Raw genomic sequence first — 18,874 nt, forward strand, 5'->3', positions numbered from 1 at the left:
CTCTCGGGGAGAACCGATCATGAAGTGCGTGATAATCGGTGGCATAGCAGCCGGACTTTCGGCGGCGAGCCAGATCAAGCGACAGTCACCCGAGGCTGAGGTCATCGTCCTGGAGAAAAGCGGCGACGTTTCGTACGCAGCGTGCGGCATGCCGTACAACCTCTTCTTCAGGGACCGCCCGGTGGAGAAGCTGTACGCCATGCCCCTGGTGACCATCCGCAGCGAGCGCGGCGTCGACTATCGGCTGCACCAGGAAGTGACCCGCATCGATGCGGACGGGAAGAAGGTCGAGATTACCGATCTACAGAGCGGTAAAAGCTACAGTGAAAGTTATGATTTTCTGGTGTATGCCACCGGAAACAAAGCGATCCGTCTCGATTATCCCGGCTTCGACGATCCTGACGTCTTCTATTTTCGCACCCTGGAAGATACCCGACGCGCCAAGGAATTCCTCTACCGCACCCCTCCTTCGAAGGTGCTCCTGATTGGGGCCGGCTATACCAACCTGGAAGTTGCCGACGTCATGACCAACCTGAAACTCGCCCCGGTGATCGTCGAGAAGGCGCCGGTGATTCTCCCCTCCTTCTGCGAGGAGGTGCGCGAGAAGGTCGTGGCGAAGGCGCTGGATAAGGGGATCGAGATCTTTACCGGTGTTGATATCGAGGAGAAGTCGGGCCGGAAGGTGAAGACCTCCGCGGGGACGTTCGAGGCCGACATGGTCGTTGTGGCAGCCGGGGCAAGGCCCAACACGGCGCTCTTCGCCGCGGCCGGTGGTGAACTGGGTGTTGCCGGCGCGGTCAAGGTGGACCGCTACCTGCGCACCAACCTGGACGGTGTCTTCTCCGGCGGGGACTGCGCCGAGCACTACGTTCGGCAGTTGGGGTTGAACTCGTATTTCCCGCTGGGGCCAGCTGCCAACAAGCAGGGGCGGGTGATCGGCCACAACATCTGCAACCCCGACAAGATGACCGAGTTCTGGGGCGTCGACCAGACCGCGGTCTTCAAGTTTTTCGACTACACCGTGGCCACCACGGGGCTCAACGAACGGCAGCTGCAAACGCTGGGCAAGAACGTGGTCAAGGTTGTGGTGGACGGGCCGACCAGGGGAGAATTTCCCGGAGGCGGCACCGTCCGCATCGTGCTCCTGTGCGAGAAAGGAAGCGGTCTTCTGCTCGGTGGCCAGATGGTGGGCGAGGACGTGGTCGCCAAGCGGCTGGATATCCTGGCGACTGCCATCTACAAGAACATGACCGTGTTCGAGATCGCCGAGTTGGACCTGAGTTATTCCCCGCCTTACGCGCCGGTCTGGGACCCGGTCCTGGTCGCGGCCAACGTCGCGGTAAAAAAAGTCTGAGGAGAAGACATGAGCGTACTAAACAGCTACAACACCCTCTCCACGCTCACCGTGGATGGCAAGAGCTACCGGTATCACTCGCTGAAGGCTTTCGCGGCCAACTCGGGCATCGATATCAGCCGGCTGCCGTACTCGATGAAGATCCTGCTGGAAAATCTGCTGCGCCGCGAGGACGGCGTGGTGGTCAAAAAGGCAGACATCGAGGCGGTGGCGCGCTGGGACGCGCAGGCGGAACCGGACCAGGAGATCCAGTTCATGCCGGCGCGCATCCTGTTGCAGGACTTCACCGGTGTACCTGCCGTGGCCGATCTGGCGGCCATGCGCTCGGCTCTCAACCGGCTCGGCGGGCGCCCCTCTGACATCAACCCGATGCAGCGCGCCGACCTGGTCATCGACCACTCGGTGCAGGTGGACCAATACGGCAGCCAACTCGCACTGAAGGCCAACTCGGTGCTGGAGTTCGAGCGTAACCATGAGCGCTACCAGTTCCTGCGCTGGGGGCAGTCCGCCTTCCGCAACTTCAGTGTTGTGCCGCCTGCGACGGGCATCTGCCACCAGGTGAACCTGGAATACCTGGCCCAAGTGGCGCTGGTGAACACGGTGGAGGACGAGGCCGGGGTAGAGTGGGTGCTGCCGGACACACTGGTGGGCACCGACTCGCACTCCACCATGATCAACGGCCTGGGCGTGGTCGGCTGGGGCGTCGGCGGCATCGAGGCCGAGGCCGCCATGCTGGGGCAACCCTGTTCCATGCTCATCCCGCAGGTGGTTGGTTTCCGGCTCACCGGCGCCTTGAGCCCCGGCGCCACCGCTACCGACCTCGTGCTGACCATCACCCAGATGCTCAGGAAGAAAGGAGTGGTCGGAAAGTTCGTCGAGTTCTACGGCCCCGGCGCGGCCTCGCTCAACATCGCCGACCGGGCCACCATCGGCAACATGGCCCCAGAGTACGGCGCCACCATCGGCGTATTCCCCGTCGATGAGCAGACCACGGCCTACCTCGGCCTCTCCGGCAGGGGCAAGGTGGTGCCGCTGGTGGAGGCGTACTTCAAGGAGCAGGAGCTCTGGCGCTCCTCCGACCGGCCCGAACCGGTGTTCAGCGATACCCTGGAACTGGACTTGGCCGACGTGGAGCCGTCACTTGCCGGCCCGAGCCGTCCCATGGACCGCGTGCGCCTCAAGGAAGTGCGCGGGTCATTCAGGAGGCAGCTCGTCACCCTCAGGCAGCAGGACGCGGCGCACGTGGACAAGGAGACCCTGAACCGGTGGCTGGGGGAGGGAGGCTCGCCCGTTACCGTCGCTCCGGAACTGATGGCTGAGCACCCGGACAAGGCGCTTGGGTCGCTGGGCCAGTGCGTGCCGGTGCGCCAGCCCGACGGCACCAGCTACAACCTGTGCCACGGCTCCATCGTCATCGCGGCCATCACTAGTTGCACCAACACCTCCAACCCCTCGGTGATGATCGGGGCTGGCGTTCTGGCGCGAAATGCGGTGCGGCGTGGGCTCCAGGTGCGCCCCTGGGTGAAGACTAGCCTTGCCCCGGGGTCCAAGGTGGTGACCGACTACCTGGCCGCCGCCGGGTTGACGCCCTACCTTGATGCGCTCCGCTTCCACCTGGTCGGCTACGGCTGCACCACCTGCATCGGCAACAGCGGCCCCTTGGCTGACCACATCTCGCGTGCGGTTGTGGAAGGGGATCTCGCGGTAGCGGCGGTCCTTTCCGGCAACCGCAACTTCGAGGGGCGCATCAACGCCCACGTCAGGGCCAACTACCTCGCTTCGCCCCCGCTGGTGGTCGCCTACGCCCTCGCCGGCAACATCAACATCGACTTGACCCGGGACCCCCTCGGCACCGATCCCAACGGCGAACCGGTGTACCTTAAGGACATCTGGCCGGACGACAAGGAAGTGGCGGAACTGGTGCAAAGCTGCGTCCATGCCGAGTCCTTCGCCACTAACTACGCCGATGTCTTCCACGGCGACGACGAGTGGCGCAGTCTCATTGTTCCCAGCGGTGAACTGTACCATTGGCAGGAGGATTCAACCTACATCAAGGAGCCTCCCTTCTTCCTCGAACTGCCGCCCGAGCCGCAGCCGGTTCAAGATATCACCGGCGCGCGTTGCCTCGCTCTCTTGGGCGACTCCATCACCACGGACCACATCTCGCCCGCCGGTTCCATCGGCAAGGCGACCCCGGCCGGTCGCTACCTGATGTCGCTCGGCATCGAGCCCAAGGACTTCAACTCCTACGGCGCGCGCCGCGGCAACCACGAGGTCATGGTGCGCGGCACCTTCGCCAACACCCGCATCCGGAACGTGCTGGTTCCCGGCGTGGAAGGCGGTGTCACCATGTTCTTCGCCAAGGGTGATGGCAGCGGCAAGCAGATGTCCATCTTCGATGCTTCGGAGCAGTACCGGGCCGAGGGGATGCCGCTGGTCGTCATTGCCGGCAAGGAGTATGGCACCGGTTCCTCGCGCGACTGGGCCGCCAAAGGGACCAAGCTCCTTGGTGTCCGGGCGGTGATCGCTGAAAGTTTCGAGAGGATCCACCGCTCCAACCTGGTCGGCATGGGGATTCTACCGCTGCAGTTCCTCCCTGGTGAAAGCTATAAGAGTGTCGGCCTCAACGGCACTGAGAGTTTCGACATGACCGGGCTGAACGACCTGACGCCAGGACAGAAACTCGAGGTGAAGTACGCCGGCGTGGATGGCTCCAGCGGATCCTTCACCGTGCTGGTGCGCATCGACACCTCCAACGAACTCGATTACTACCATCACGGCGGCATTCTGCCGTATGTATTGAGACAGTTCCTCAAGAGTTAGACCTCGTCTGACTGTGATTCCCTCCTCTGGAGGGGGAGGGGCGGGGAGGGGGCTCGCCGGCAACGGTTCCCCCCCTCCCAACCTCCCCCCTCCAGGGGGAGGAGTCGCCTCGGTCCCCGCCTAGTCCCTCCGCACTCGCATTCCAACCCGGAAGTCGCGCGAATGATTATTCGCCCCTACAGTTCTCACTTGACCTTTAATACCCCCTGGGGGTATTGTCGATCTAACTGGAGATACCCCCGTGGGGTATCCCGAAGGCTGGAGGGAGCTATGAGCGACTCGTCAAAAAACAAGCTGAACACGCGCGTCAAAAGGATCGCCGGGCAGGTGGCCGGTATCGAGCGGATGCTGGAGGAGAAGCGCTACTGCGTAGATATCCTGAACCAGATTTCCGCTGTGCGCTCCGCACTCGATTCTTTGGGAGTGGAGCTACTGACTCGTCACCTTGAAAACTGCGTACTGGGGCAGGGGGGCGACAAGCAGCACGACCAGGCCAAACCGATGAGCCAGCAGCAGTTGATGGACGAGGTGAAGACGGCATTGTCACGGTTCCTGAAGTAGTGAGTTAGGGAGGACAAGTACATGGCTGAGAAGGTATTATTTCGCGACCCGGTGTGCGGGATGGAAGTCGGCGCAGCTGCTCCCCTTTCCGCTACCCATAAAGGCACCAGTTACAAATTCTGCTCGGTGAATTGCCTGGAGAAGTTTCTTGCTTCTCCCGAAACCTACCTCGCGCAAGCTGCCGTGCCCGTGCCGGGCGAGTCGGCTGCACCGGTAGAGCCGCCGACCCCGCCTGCGACACATGAGACGCACGAGCTGCATGCACCGGAGCAGGTGGAACAGTGCGAGCTGCCGCTTCTGGGTATGAACTGCGCCGGGTGCGCTGGCCGGATCGAGAAGACGCTGAATACAACGCCCGGCGTTGTCACCGCAGCGGTCAACTTCGCCACCACCCGCGCCACGATCAAGTACGATCCCCAGGGAACTTCTCCTGATGCGCTCAAGCAGGTGGTGCGCGACATGGGCTACGACGTCCTGGAATCCGGCGGCGGAGGGGAGGCGGACGAGGCCGGCATGCTGGAGGCGCAGACCCAGGTGCACGAGGCGCAGTACAGGAAGAACCGGACCAAGTTCTTCCTGGCGCTGGCCCTGACCCTGCCGGTGGCCGTGCTGGCCATGGGGGGACACGTAATCCCTGCGCTGGCGGATTCCTTCAACTTCCCGGGACGCGCATGGGGCGAGCTCGCCCTCACCACTCCCGTGCTGTTCTGGGCCGGTCGGGAGTTCTTCACTGGCGCCTGGGCCGCGGCTAAACACCGGGTGGCGGATATGAACACGCTGGTAGCCCTGGGCACCCTCTCCGCATATGTCTTCAGTCTGGTCGCGACCATCGCCCCGGAGTGGCTGATGGCCGGAGCTGGCTCGTCTGGCGCAACCGCCGGGCACGCACATGCCATGGCCTCGCCGGTTGGGGTCTACTACGAGGTGGCCGCCATCATCGTCACGCTGATCCTGATGGGGCGCCTCCTGGAGGCGCGCGCCCGCAGTAAGACCAGCGGCGCCATCCATGCCCTTATCGGCCTGCAGCCCAAGCTGGCCCGCGTGGTTCGCAATGACAGGGAAGAGGATATCCCGATCGCCGAGGTGGTGCTTGGCGATGTCATCGTAGTTCGTCCCGGCGAAAAGGTACCGGTGGACGGTGACGTCATCGAGGGGAGTTCTTCGGTGGACGAGAGTATGCTGACCGGTGAGCCGCTGCCGGTGCACAAAAAAACAGGCGACACCGTGATCGGTGCTACCTTGAACAAGACCGGCTCGTTCCGGATGCGTGCCACCAGGATCGGCAAGGACACCGTGTTGCAACAGATCGTGCGTCTGGTGCAACAGGCCCAGGGGAGCAAGGCCCCTATTCAGCGCCTCGCCGATCTCATCGCGAGCTACTTTGTACCGGTGGTGATCAGTCTCGCCATTGCAACCTTCGTGATCTGGTTCGACGTTTCGCCGCCGGAGACGCGTCTCAATATGGCGGTGCTCACCTTCGTCTCGGTGCTGATCATCGCATGCCCTTGCGCCCTGGGGCTCGCCACGCCGACCGCCATCATGGTAGGGACCGGGCGCGGCGCCCAGAGCGGCATCCTAATCAAGGGGGGCGAGGCGCTTGAGACCGCCCACAAGCTGACAACCATCGTTCTGGACAAGACCGGCACCATCACCCGCGGCGTCCCTTCAGTCACCGACGTGGAAAGCTTCCTGGACGATCGGCAGACCTTGCTGAAGTTGGCGGCCTCCGCTGAGGCGGGCAGCGAGCACCCACTTGGGGAGGCAATCGTACGCTCGGCTGAGGAGGAGGGACTGGAACGGCTGCCGGTGAGCGGTTTCAATGCCATCCCTGGGCATGGCATCGAGGCCGAGGTGGCAGGCAAGAAGATCCTTATCGGCACCGAGCTGCTGCTGAATAACCACGCTGTAGCCGTTAATCCTTCGAAGGCTCACCGGTTGGCGGATGAGGGAAAGACCCCGGTGCTGGTAGCCATTGACGGACGGTTCGCCGGTGTCATCGCCGTCGCCGACCCGATCAAGGAAACGTCCGCCGCCGCTGTGAAGCGCCTGCACGAACTCGGGCTCGAGGTGATCATGCTGACCGGCGACAACCGCCGCACCGCCGACTCCATTGCCCGCCAGGTAGGCGTGGACCGCGTGGTGGCTGAGGTTCTGCCGGATGGCAAGGGTGAAGAGGTCAAGAAACTGCAGGCGCAGGGCAAGGTGGTCGCCATGGTCGGGGACGGCATCAACGACGCACCGGCGCTGGCCCAGGCCGACGTGGGGATCGCCATGGGGAGCGGCACCGACGTCGCCATCGAGGCGGCCGACATAACGCTGGTGCGCGGCGACCTCAACGGCGTCATCTCCAGCATCGCGCTCTCCCGGGCCACCATCGCCAACATCAAGCAGAACCTGTTCTTCGCCTTCATCTACAACATCCTCGGTATCCCGATCGCCGCGGGGATCCTGTACCCGTTCACCGGGTGGCTCCTGAGCCCGATCATCGCCTCGCTCACCATGGCGCTCTCGTCAGTGAGCGTGGTTACCAACGCCCTGCGTTTGCGCGGGTTTACCGTAGAGAGGGGATAGCCATGGATACGTCTCAGATACTGGTAACTCTGGGCGGAGTCGCCCTGATTTCGTTCAACCTCTGGTTCTTTTTCGGCAAAAAAGCTACCAACAAGCCTGCTGCCGCCAAGGGAGCACGGTATGCCTGCCCGATGCATCCCTGGATCACCAGCGACGATCCCACTGCTGACTGCTCGATCTGCGGGATGAAGCTGGTTAGCAGCGACGAGTTGAGGAAGTAGTCAGAGCGGCCGTGTGTGGAATATTCTTCTGCCTACGTTGAATATTCTTCCGCGGCCGTTGCCGTCCCGAGAGCGCAGACCCGCGCGGGTTGCGCTTTTCCAGGCACTTAAACTCTTGGTCGCCAGTTGGCACGACACTTGATAAACAAGTAGCCGTTAGTCGTTGAAAGAAGATGCCGCGGGGCTCCTCCTCCTCGGTCCCGCGGCATCTTTCAACCCGCAGCACGGAGACACGATGAAACTGCACACCATCTCGATCAACAACCTGAAGCGCCGCAAGGCCAAGATGGCATTTTTGACCATCGGCCTCATGGTCGGCATCGCCACCATCGTGACCCTGGTCACCCTGACCCGGTCCATGTCCAACGACATCGAGCGGAAGATGGACGAGTTCGGCGCCAACATCCTGATCACCCCGCAAAGTAACGGCCTGTCCATGAACTACGGTGGCATCAACCTGGGCGGCGTCACCTTCGACCAGCGTGAGATCAAGCAGGAGGATCTCGACAAGGTCCGCAAAATCAAGAACAACAAGAACATCTCCTCCATCTCCCCGAAAGTGCTGGGCGGCGTTAAGGTCGGTAACCACGACGTCCTGCTGGTCGGCGTCGACTTCGCGGCGGAGTTGAAGATGAAGCAGTGGTGGCAGATCTTCGGCAGCGAGCCCAAAGGCGACAACGAGGTGCTGTTGGGAAGCGACGCCTCCAACACGCTCAACGCGACCTCGGGGGACAGTATCGAGATAAAGGGTGAGAAGTTCAAGGTGGCCGGCGTCCTGAACCAGACCGGTTCGCAGGACGATTCGCTGGTCTTCATCGCGTTGCCCAAGGCGCAGAAGATCCTGGGCAAGGAAGGGAAGATAACCATGGCCGAGGTCGCCGCGCTCTGCTCCGGTTGCCCCATCTCCGATATGGTGACCCAGATCGCGGAACTGCTGCCGGACAGCAAGGTGTCAGCGATCCAGCAGGTCGTGGCGGGACGCCTCAAGGCCCTGGACCAGTTCAAGCGTTTCTCCTATGCCATGGGGAGCGTCGTCGTCTTCATCGGTTCCCTCATCGTCTTCGTGACCATGATGGGGAGCGTCAACGAACGCACCACCGAAATCGGCGTGTTCCGCGCCATCGGCTTCCGGAAGAGCCATATCATGCGCATCATCCTGCTCGAAGCCGCCTTGGTGAGTCTGCTGGCCGGCGTGCTCGGCTACGCGGCGGGCATGGGCGGCGCCAAGCTTGCCCTCCCGTTCATGGCTGAGACTAAGAACGCGCACCTGGTTTGGGACACGACGGTAGCCTTCGGCTCGATAGCGCTGGCGCTGCTGCTCGGCATCCTGGCCAGTCTCTACCCTGCGCTGCATGCCAGCAAGATGGACCCGACCGAAGCCCTGAGGGCACTCTAAGAGAGGAAGACATGGCGATCATAGAGATGAAAAACGTTAAGAAGCAGTACCAGACCGGCTCCGACCTGGTCGAGGCGCTGCGCGGGGTGGATATATCTATCGAGGCTGGAGAGTTCATCACCATCATGGGGCAGTCCGGTTCCGGCAAGAGTACGCTCCTTTCCGTCCTGGGCGGGATGAACCATCCCACCAGCGGTGAAGTAGAGATGGCCGGGGTAAAGCTGTACCAGTTGAAAAGCGAGGAGTTGGCAGACTTCAGGGCGCAGAACCTCGGCTTCGTTTTCCAGTCCTTCCACCTGATCCAGTACTTGACTGCACTCGAGAACGTCATGCTGCCGCTGGCTATCGTCAAGATGAGCACTGCGGCCAAAAAAGAAGCGGCGCGCCAGGCGCTGGAGCGTGTAGGCCTGGGAGCAAAGACTGACCGGCTCCCCAACCAGCTCTCCGGCGGCGAGCAGGAGCGCGTCGCCATCGCGCGTGCCATCGTCAACAACCCGCACATCCTGCTCGCGGACGAGCCGACGGGAAACCTTGACTCCAAGACCAGCGAGGAAGTCATGGCGCTTTTCAGGCAACTGAATGAAGCGGGGCAGACGGTGGTGATGGTTACTCATAACCCGGACAACGGTGCTTATTCGGATCGGACCATTCATCTCAAGGATGGTTTGATCAGCGCGTAGATCCCCGCATCTCTGTCATAAGTGGAGAAGATCTGGAGAACACTAAGGTTTTTCGTAGTGTTCTTCAGATCTTTCTTTTTGTGCCGAGTATTCAAGTAAACAGCAAAACGTGCCGAAGTGTGTATAATATTCCACGGTAAGTGCCGAATATCCTTCGCCTTGCTGTCAGGTTGAGTTTTGAGAACCTTTATAAAACGTATATTTATAACTCGGGCACGAAACGTGTATTTAAGTTGTGAAAGCTACTGCCAAGTTTCTGGAGTCACCATGAAATACCGGCTTTTCCCCTTGTACCTGTTGTTGTCCATCCTGATGACCGCGCCTGCGGCCCTCGCCGAAGACGCTAAGCCCGCCACGGAAAACCTCGATCAGCTCGTGCAGACTGCCCTGGCCAACAACCCGGAACTGAAGTCCACATCGGCGCGCTGGGAGATGTACAAGAGCCGCATCAAGCAGGCGGGTGCACTAGAAGACCCGATGCTGATGCTGAAACTGCAGAACATGATCGTTACCGATCCGCTGAGCTTCAACAAGGACTCGATGACCCAGAAGGTGGTTGGCATCAGCCAGTTGATCCCGTTCGCCGGCAAGCGCAAGCTCAAGGAGGACATCGCATCGGCTGAGGCTGAGACCTACCGCTGGAGCGTGGAAGAGCGCAAATTCGAACTGACCAGGATGGTTCGCGAGGCGTACTTCCAGGTCTACTTCACCGATAAGTCCCTGGGCATCATCGATAAGAACATCAAGATCCTGGACGACTTCATCACCCTGGCCCAGACCAAGTACTCCGTCGGGCAGGGTGCGCAGCAGGATATCTACAAGGCGCTTCTGGAACGCTCCAAGATGCTGGACATGAAGATCTCCCTGGAGCAGCAGCGCAGAAGCCTCGAGGTGAGCCTCAACTCGCTGCTGAACCGCCCCCAGAGTACCAAGGTCGGTGCCGTCCCCGATTTCAAGCTGGCACCTTTTGCCTACACCCCGGAACAGCTGGTGGATATGGCCGAGGAGAACCGGCCGCAACTCAAAGCGGTCAAGGCCCAGATCGAGAAGGGGCGGGCGGGTCACCTGCTGGCGCAGAAGGAATCCTACCCGGACTTCAACGTCTCCTTCGAATACATGCAGCGCCAGAAGGCCATGGGGAGCGATGGCGCCGATATGTACTCGCTGGGCGTCACTTTCAACCTTCCCATTCAGAAGGAGCGTCGTGCCGCGATGCGGGCCGAGTCCTCCTCTGAGATCAACATGGCCAGCGAGGAGTTGAACGGCGCGCGCAACACCATCTCCTCCGGGGTGAACGACCTCCTGGCGCAGATGGAACGGCGCAGGAAGCTGATCGACCTCTACACCACCGGCATCATCCCGCAGGCGGAGCAGTCGCTGGAGTCGGCGGTAATCGGCTACCGGGTCAGCAAGGTGGACTTCCTCACCCTGCTGGATAACCGAGTCACCCTGTTCAATTACGAGCGCGAATACTACGACTCGATGGCGGATTACCAGATGAAGCTGGCCCAGCTCGAAGCGCTGGTGGGCAAGGACCTGCAGTAACGCTCCTCCCCCCGGAGGGGGGAGGTTGGGAGGGGGGCTGGTTTCGAGATGAAGCATCCCCCTCCCTGTCCCTCCCCCTCCGGGGGAGGGGACGTGGCTACGCAGGAGCTTGTAATCTGGCCTGTGCTGATTGAGCCTAGGCCCCCGATATTAATTACTACCCCGCGAGGTACTTACTCATGAACAAAAGCGTGAAGGTTGCAGTCCCCATTATCCTGGTCCTGGTAGCGGCGGCTGCCGGTGGCGGATACTACCTGTACCAGCAGAAGCACCAGGCCCCGGCCGGCAAGGAGAAGGCGGCCCAGGGACAGGTCCTGTACACCTGCGCCATGCACCCTTTTATTATCAAGGACAAGCCGGGAACCTGTCCCATCTGCGGGATGCAGCTGATCAAGAAGGTCGAAGCGACCCAGGCGAGCGCCCAGGAACAGAAGATGCTCGGGCACGTTTCACTGTCGCCGACTCAGTCGGTCATGGCCAACGTCGCCACGGTACCGGCCGATTACGAGCCGCTTTCCAAGGAGATCAACGCCGTCGGCATCGTGCAGTACGACCAGTCCAAGCAGGCCAAGGTGACCGCCTGGGTCGCCGGGCGTATCGACAAGTTGAACGTGAGCACCGTGGGCGCTTTCGTCTCCAAAGGTAGGCCGGTGGCTGAAATCTACTCGCCGGACCTAGTTGCCGCGCAGCAGGAATACCTGCTGGCGCTGAGAAGCCGCGACCAGTTCAAGAAATCGAGCATTGAAGCCATCTCTCAAGGAGGCGAGGGACTGGTGGCCTCGGCGCGCCAGAGGCTGAAACTCCTCGGCGTCAAGGACGAGCAGATCGCCGGCCTGGAGAAGGCGGGGCATCCCAACATCAAGCTCCCCATCTATACGCCCTTATCTGGCGTTGTGATCGAAAAGGTGGTCCAGGAAGGGCAGTACGTGAACATGGGCGACCCGCTCTTCAACATCGCCGACCTCTCCACTGTCTGGGTAGACGTCGAGGTGTATGAGAACGAGTTCAGTTTCGTGAAGATGGGACAACGGGTGGAGATCGTCTCCCAGTCCTATCCCGGCAAGACTTTCTCCGGGCGCGTCTCCTTCATCTATCCCTTCCTCGATCCCAAGACCCGCACCGTCAAAGTCAGGGTGGAGATGGCAAACCCGGGCCTCAAGCTGAAGCCGGACATGTTCGTCAACGCCTCCATAAAGGCGCCGCTTGGCAAAGCCCTTGTCGTACCGACCACCGCGCTCATGGACACCGGTAAGCGCCAGGTGGTCTGGGTGGAATCCCAGCCGGGCATGTTCGAGCCGCATGACGTGCAGGCCGGCGCCCGCGTGGGGGACAAGGTGCAAATCCTGTCCGGCTTGAAACAGGGTGACAAGGTGGCGGCTTCCGGCGGCTACCTGATTGATTCCGAAGCGCAGCTCTCCGGCGGCAGCGGTGGCGGCGGCCACGAAGGTCATGCCGGCGGAGCCGCAACTCCGGCCGCACCGGCGGCACCGGGATCCGCAGGGGAGCACCAGGGCCACGGTGCCCCGGCCGCACCCGCCGCGCCCAAGAAGGGCGGCGGCATGGATATGGGCGACATGAAGATGTAGTTGTTGGAATTACTATGAGCACTGAGGTTTTACATGATTGAAAAGATCATCGAATATTCCGCCCGCAACCGGGTGATAGTGCTGATGATGTTCGCCCTGCTGATCGCATGGGGCGTCTGGGCGGTCTACAAGACGCCGGTCGACGCGATACCGGATCTCTCCGACAACCAGGTCATCGTCTTCACCGATTACCCGGGCCGGTCGCCGCAGGTGGTCGAGGACCAGGTCACCTACCCGCTGGCGGTCAACCTGCAGGGCCTGCCGCAGGTGCGCGCAGTGCGCGCCTCCTCCGCCTTCGGCTTCTCCATGATCTACGTGATCTTCGAGGACAAGGCGGACATCTACTGGGCCAGGACCCGCGTCCTTGAGCGGCTGAACTACGCCGCCAGCCTGTTGCCGCAGGGCGTGGTCCCGACCCTCGGTCCCGACGGCACCGGTGTCGGCCACGTATTCTGGTACACGCTGGAAGGGAAAGGGTACGACCTTGAGCAGTTGAGGACCCTGCAGGACTGGTTCGTGCGCTACCAGCTGAACACTGTCCCCGGCGTGGCTGAGGTCGCCTCCATCGGCGGATTCGTGCGCGAGTACCAGGTCGATCTCGACCCCAACCGCCTCTTTGCCTACAACATCAAGGTAAACCAGGTTGCCGACGCCATCAAGAAGTCCAACAATGACGTAGGCGGCAGGCTCCTGGAGCAGGCCGATGCCGAGTACCTGATCCGCGGCCGCGGCTACGTGAAGTCCACTGCCGACCTGGAGAACATCGTGGTCGGCGCCGACATGCGCGGCACACCCATCTACGTCAAAAACCTCGGCACGGTGCAATTGGGCGGCGCCATCCGGCGCGGCATGCTTGATATGAACGGGCAGGGCGAGGCCGTGGGCGGCATCGTGGTCATGCGCTACGGTGAGAACGCGAAGGACGTCATCGACCGGGTCAAGGAGAAGATCGTCTCCCTGGAGAAGGGGCTTCCGCCAGGTGTCAAGATCATGGTCTCTTATGATCGCAGCGACCTGATCGAGCGCGCCATCCACACGCTCAAACACTCGCTGATCGAGGAATCGATCGTGGTGTCGCTGGTCATCCTGGTGTTCCTGCTTCACTTCCAGAGTGCCCTGGTCATCGTGCTGACGCTCCCCATCGCGGTGCTCATCTCCTTCATCACCATGAAGCTGATGGGGGTCACTTCGAACATCATGTCGTTGGGCGGCATCGCCATCGCCATTGGCGTGCTGGTCGACGCCGGCGTCATCATGGTGGAGAACTGCTACCGCCACCTGTCCGAGATGCCACCCGAGGAGCGAAAAGAGAAGCGCCTGGACGTGATCATCACTTCAGCCAAGCAAGTCGGGCGCGCCATCTTCTTCTCGCTGGCCATCATCATCCTCTCCTTCGTGCCGGTGTTCCTGCTCGAAGGGCAGGAAGGGAAGATGTTCCACCCGCTCGCCTTCACCAAGACCTTCTCGATGATGGGATCGGCCTTCATCGCCATCACGCTGGTCCCGGTGCTGATGTACTTCCTGATGCGCGGCAAGATGCCGCCGGAGAGCTCGAACCCGGTGTCGAGCTTCTTCATCAAGCTCTACTCGCCCATCATCCGGTGGGTGCTCAAGTGGAAGAAGACGACCATTGCGCTCAACGTCCTGGCACTTGCCATCGCCATCCCGATGTTCATGAGCATCGGCAGCGAGTTCATGCCGCCATTGGACGAGGGATCGCTGCTCTATATGCCCGTCACGCTCCCCAATATCTCCATCAACGAGGCCAAGCGCCTGATCCAGGTGCAGGACACCGTGATCAAGAGCGTACCGGAGGTTCAGCACGTGCTGGGCAAGGTCGGCCGTGCCGAGACCTCCACCGACCCGGCGCCGGTCTCCATGTTCGAGAGCATCATCATCCTGAAGCCCAAGGAGCAGTGGCGCCCCGGCGTCACCAAGGCCGACATCGTTTCCGAACTGGACGGCAAGCTGCAGCAGATCGGCGTCCGTAACGGCTGGACCCAGCCGATTATCAACCGCATCAACATGCTCTCCACCGGCGTGCGCACCGACCTAGGTGTCAAGATCTTCGGCTCCGACCTGAACGTCCTGAAGGACCTTGCGGTACAGGCCGAGGGGATCCTGAAGACGGTGCCAGGGGCGGCGGACGTGGTTGCTGAACGCGTCACCGGCGGCAACTACATCGACATCGACATCGACCGCGAGGCCGCGGCGCGCTACGGCGTTTCCGTTGGGGACATCGAGGATGTCATTTCCACGGCCCTGGGCGGCGAGATGCTTTCCACTTCTGTCGAGGGGCGCAACCGCTTCCCGATCCGCCTACGCTACATGCGCGAGATGCGCAGCGACATCCCGTCCATCCAGCGTATCCTCGTCTCCGGCATGGATGGGGCGCAGGTGCCGCTGTCGCTGGTGACCAAGCTGAAGGTGTCCACCGGCGCGCCGGAGATCAACAGCGAAGGCGGCCTGTTGCGCTCCATCGTCTTCCTCAACGTGCGCGGCCGTGACATGGGCGGTTTCGTCAACGAGGCGAAGACCGTGCTTGAGAAACAGATGAAGCTTCCTCCGGGCTACTATGTCGCTTGGTCCGGACAATGGGAGAACCAGGTGCGAGCCAAGGCGCGTCTGCAGATGCTCGTTCCTGCCGGGATCCTGATCATCTTCATCCTGCTCTACTTCACCTTCCACTCGGCGCTCGAGGCGAGCATGGTCATGCTCTCGGTGCCGTTTGCGCTGGTGGGCGGGGTGTACCTGGTGAAACTGCTCGGCTACAACATGTCGGTTGCGGTCTGGGTCGGCTTCATCGCCCTCTACGGCATCGCGGTTGAAACCGGCGTGGTGATGGTCATCTACCTGCACGAGGCGCTGGACCGGAAACTCTTGAAGGGGCCGGTAACCGAGCAGGATATCTACGACGCCACCTTCGAAGGGGCAGTGCTCAGGCTTCGTCCCAAGTTGATGACGGTGGCGGTGGCCCTGCTCGGCCTGGTACCCATCATGTGGTCCACGGGAACCGGCGCAGACGTGATGAAGCCGATCGCGGCGCCCATGATTGGCGGTATGATTTCGTCCGCGGTGCACGTGCTGATCATGACGCCGGTCATCTTCGTGCTGATGAAAAAGCACGACCTGAAGAAAGGCAAACTGAAGTACTCGGGGATGAAGCATTAGGCGAATATGCTACTGCCGCAGTAGAATATTCCTCACGACACTCTCTCGTGGTGCCGTGAAACCACGCTGAAACGGCACTTTAGCTCTTGGCACACCGCGTGCTTAGTCAATAACAGATTATTTTTCACGCAAAAGGAGAACTACCATGAAGAAACTCGTCGTTCTGGCTGCCGCCGCACTCGCTCTGTCTGCACCGTTTGCTTCCTATGCTATGGACCACGGTTCCATGGACATGGGGCACGGCGATATGAAGATGGACCATGATATGGGTGGCGTCGCTCACCAGGAAGTTGTCAACGGCGTCAAGGCCACCTTCAAGGTTATGAGCATGAAAGAGCACATGGCCGCCATGAAGATGGAACTGCCCAAGGGGATGAAAGAGACCCACCACATTGCAGTCGAGTTCAAGGACGCCAAGACCGGCAAGCCGCTTACCGAAGGCGAAGTGAAAGCGAAGGTCCAGGGCCCGGACAAATCCGAGCAGACCAAGGACCTGATGGGCATGCAGGGCCACTTCGGCGCCGACTTCGACCTCTCCAAGAAGGGCAAGTACGGCGTGATGTGCAAGTTCAAGCTGAAAGACGGCCAGGTGCGCACCTCCAAGTTCTGGTACACCGTTAAGTAGTTCAGACAGGGGCGGCTCCGTAAGCGGAGCCGTCCTGGTTTTCCCTTCCCCTCCTGCGTTCTCCAGTCCTCTTCAGCAATTGCCGTCTCGCATAGTTCGTTTTTTAAGTATAAGTTGTCGAACTATAAGAATTATCGACTGGCGTTTTTCTCTAAAATATCTTAGAGGATACTTACCATGACCACAGATACTCTCATCCGCACCTTTCGCACCGTGTCCCTCTTTCTTCTCCTTGCCTTATTTGTAGGGTGCACGTCCCGCCAGGAACCGCCTGCCGAAGCGAAGGGGAGGGTGAATGCCACGGCCTCCTTCGTAAAGTACTTCGGCCCGGTGCCGCCGGTGGACAAGGGCACCTGCTACGGCTTCGTTATCTATTTCCCTTCCGCCAAGGAAGTGGGCAAAGTGCTGCCTTTCCCGTTCTTCACCTTTGACGAGGCGAGTCTCAAGAAGGTGGCTCTTGGCAAATTGATGGCGGGTATGGGTGACCAGAAAGCATATCAGGGCGAACTGGTTCAGCCGTTTCCGGTCGGCAGCCGCGTCCTTGATGTCTCTCAAGCCGCCGGCACGGTCACCGTCAATTTCAGCAAGGAAGTAAATTCGATCAAGGAACAGCAACAGCAGGCAGTGGTGAATGCCGTGGTCCTAACGTTGAGCCAGTTTACCGGAGTGACCAAGGTCGTCATTAAGGTCGAGGGGGCGGAAAGTCCGCTTGAGAAACTGGTCGTGAAAGCCGATGAAAGTGCCGTGCTTCCCCTCGCACCGCCGAGGCTTTTGGGTGTGGTCGGCATGAAGGAAAAGGGTGCCGCCAACGTCGAGGAGATCGACGCCTTCTTCGATCGCCCGGTGGACATCAAGGAACTCACGCTGTCCGCAGCCGATGGGGGGAAGATTGACGGGGACGTCTATCAGTCGGTGTTCGACATGGCAGGGGTCTTAAAGGCAAAAAAGCCGCTGCCGTACCAGGCCGGCACGCAGGTGAAGGTTCATTGGAAGGTTACCGATAAGCTGGGGCGTAGCGCCTCGGGTGATGTCGGCGTCGCTCTCGAGATAAGGGAACATTGATCGAAGTCCAGGGGTGGTGACAGGCGGGGTGTAGAAAGCGTATGTTCAAGAAAGCCATATTGCTGCTCGGCGTCGCAGTAACTTGTTGTCTGCTCTGGTTCGCCGTCTACGACTATCGCGAGGCCGGGCCCATAGCCAGGGAAAACCTGCGTGGGCTCGCGCTGTCGCTCACCACCGCCATAGAAAAACTTGCTGCCAACGATCCCTCCTTAGAGACACTGCATTCTTTCCATCCCGCTGATGTAGCCTACTTCGCCCTCGTCGACGGCCGGGGTGTCTACCGCTTCCATTCCAACCGTGACCTCGTCGGAACTGCCGTTGATCATAGGGCCGCCAAGGAGCAGGTGTTATTCGACAGGTCCGAGACTCGTGTCGTCCTCGGCACCGGTGAGCGTGCCTACCAGTTCGCCTCGCCGGTGACCGTGGCCGGAGAGCCGCTTCTCCTGGTGCTCACCCTGCACACGTTCCGCGCTGACGCGGTGACACGCCGTGCCAGGCTCAATATGACCATCGTGGTTGCCTTGGTCGGCATCGGGTGGCTGTTGAGCCTGGGGTTGGCGCGATATGCGCGGCGCCAGGAGCGTCACGAGGAGGAACTGGCGCGCCGGGAGGCGTTGGCGAAACTGGGGGAAATGGGAGCCGTGCTCGCCCACGAGATTCGGAACCCTCTGGCGGGAATCAAGGGATTCGCCCAGGTTATCGCTGCGAAACCGCAGGAGTTACGCAACGGAGCTTTCGCCGAGAGCATCGTCACCGAGGCTGTCCGCCTGGAAAGTCTGGTCAACGATCTGTTGCTCTATGCCGCCAACGAACCCGACACGGTGGCAGATTTTCCCCTTGCCCCCCTTGTCGAACACGTCGTTTCCCTTCATGGACCCGATGCCGGCTACGGTCATGTGGGCATCACCTGGAGCTGCCCGGCAGATCTGCTGGTGCGTGGCAACAGGGACAGGATCGAACAGGCGTTGTTGAACCTTGTCCATAATGCCCTTCAGGCCATGGCCCAGGGAGGTGAACTCCGCGTGGTTGCGTCACGATCTGGCAGAAACGTCGTCATCAGGATTGAGGATAACGGGCACGGCATAGCCGATGAGCATCTCCCGCTCGTTTTCGAGCCTTTTTTCACCACCAAAACCAGGGGAACCGGGCTGGGGCTCGCCCTGTGCAAGAAAATAGTCGAGGCAAACGGTGGCAGGATTACGCTGAAAAGCAGGGCAGGGGAGGGGACCGTGGTGACGATGGTCCTGCCCCGTGCACGCTGACGGGATTGAGGAGCTGA

The 18,874-nt window shown here is 61.0% G+C and carries 13 protein-coding genes; all 13 read left to right on the plus strand.

Features of this window, described 5'->3' with window-relative positions:
- Nucleotides 1–19: 19 nt before the first annotated feature.
- On the plus strand, nt 20–1,354 hold the full coding sequence (locus K7R21_RS05520; protein ID WP_224982276.1) for an FAD-dependent oxidoreductase: 1,335 nt from the start codon (nt 20–22) through the stop codon (nt 1,352–1,354).
- A 9-nt stretch (nt 1,355–1,363) separates the two neighbouring features.
- Complete coding sequence (acnA, locus tag K7R21_RS05525; RefSeq protein ID WP_224982277.1) at nt 1,364–4,177, plus strand: aconitate hydratase AcnA; 2,814 nt, start codon at nt 1,364–1,366, stop codon at nt 4,175–4,177.
- Between the two features lie 270 nt (nt 4,178–4,447).
- Nucleotides 4,448–4,738 carry a metal-sensitive transcriptional regulator gene (locus K7R21_RS05530; RefSeq protein ID WP_224982278.1) on the plus strand — a complete coding sequence of 97 codons (291 nt, stop codon included), beginning with the start codon at nt 4,448–4,450 and terminating at the stop codon, nt 4,736–4,738.
- A gap of 21 nt (nt 4,739–4,759) precedes the next feature.
- Complete coding sequence (locus K7R21_RS05535; protein ID WP_224982279.1) at nt 4,760–7,309, plus strand: heavy metal translocating P-type ATPase; 2,550 nt, start codon at nt 4,760–4,762, stop codon at nt 7,307–7,309.
- 2 nt (nt 7,310–7,311) lie between these two features.
- Entirely contained in the window at nt 7,312–7,530 is a 219-nt protein-coding gene (locus K7R21_RS05540; RefSeq protein WP_224982280.1) for a heavy metal-binding domain-containing protein, read from the plus strand.
- Between the two features lie 235 nt (nt 7,531–7,765).
- Complete coding sequence (locus tag K7R21_RS05545) at nt 7,766–8,926, plus strand: ABC transporter permease (protein WP_224982281.1); 1,161 nt, start codon at nt 7,766–7,768, stop codon at nt 8,924–8,926.
- Nucleotides 8,927–8,937: 11 nt separating this feature from the next.
- Nucleotides 8,938–9,606 (plus strand): ABC transporter ATP-binding protein, encoded by a 669-nt coding sequence (locus K7R21_RS05550; RefSeq protein WP_224982282.1) that lies wholly within the window; start codon nt 8,938–8,940, stop codon nt 9,604–9,606.
- Nucleotides 9,607–9,873: 267 nt separating this feature from the next.
- The gene (locus tag K7R21_RS05555; protein ID WP_224982283.1) at nt 9,874–11,151 is read left to right on the plus strand and encodes a TolC family protein; all 1,278 of its coding nucleotides are present in this window, start codon (nt 9,874–9,876) and stop codon (nt 11,149–11,151) included.
- Between the two features lie 179 nt (nt 11,152–11,330).
- Complete coding sequence (locus K7R21_RS05560) at nt 11,331–12,737, plus strand: efflux RND transporter periplasmic adaptor subunit (RefSeq protein WP_224982284.1); 1,407 nt, start codon at nt 11,331–11,333, stop codon at nt 12,735–12,737.
- 33 nt (nt 12,738–12,770) lie between these two features.
- On the plus strand, nt 12,771–15,908 hold the full coding sequence (locus K7R21_RS05565) for an efflux RND transporter permease subunit (RefSeq protein ID WP_224982285.1): 3,138 nt from the start codon (nt 12,771–12,773) through the stop codon (nt 15,906–15,908).
- 145 nt (nt 15,909–16,053) lie between these two features.
- The gene (locus K7R21_RS05570; protein WP_224982286.1) at nt 16,054–16,533 is read left to right on the plus strand and encodes a hypothetical protein; all 480 of its coding nucleotides are present in this window, start codon (nt 16,054–16,056) and stop codon (nt 16,531–16,533) included.
- A 177-nt stretch (nt 16,534–16,710) separates the two neighbouring features.
- The gene (locus K7R21_RS05575) at nt 16,711–17,595 is read left to right on the plus strand and encodes a GerMN domain-containing protein (RefSeq protein ID WP_224982287.1); all 885 of its coding nucleotides are present in this window, start codon (nt 16,711–16,713) and stop codon (nt 17,593–17,595) included.
- Between the two features lie 41 nt (nt 17,596–17,636).
- On the plus strand, nt 17,637–18,857 hold the full coding sequence (locus K7R21_RS05580) for a two-component system sensor histidine kinase NtrB (protein ID WP_224982288.1): 1,221 nt from the start codon (nt 17,637–17,639) through the stop codon (nt 18,855–18,857).
- Nucleotides 18,858–18,874: the final 17 nt, after the last annotated feature.

This window comes from Geomonas agri, from assembly GCF_020179605.1.
GTDB lineage: Bacteria > Desulfobacterota > Desulfuromonadia > Geobacterales > Geobacteraceae > Geomonas > Geomonas agri.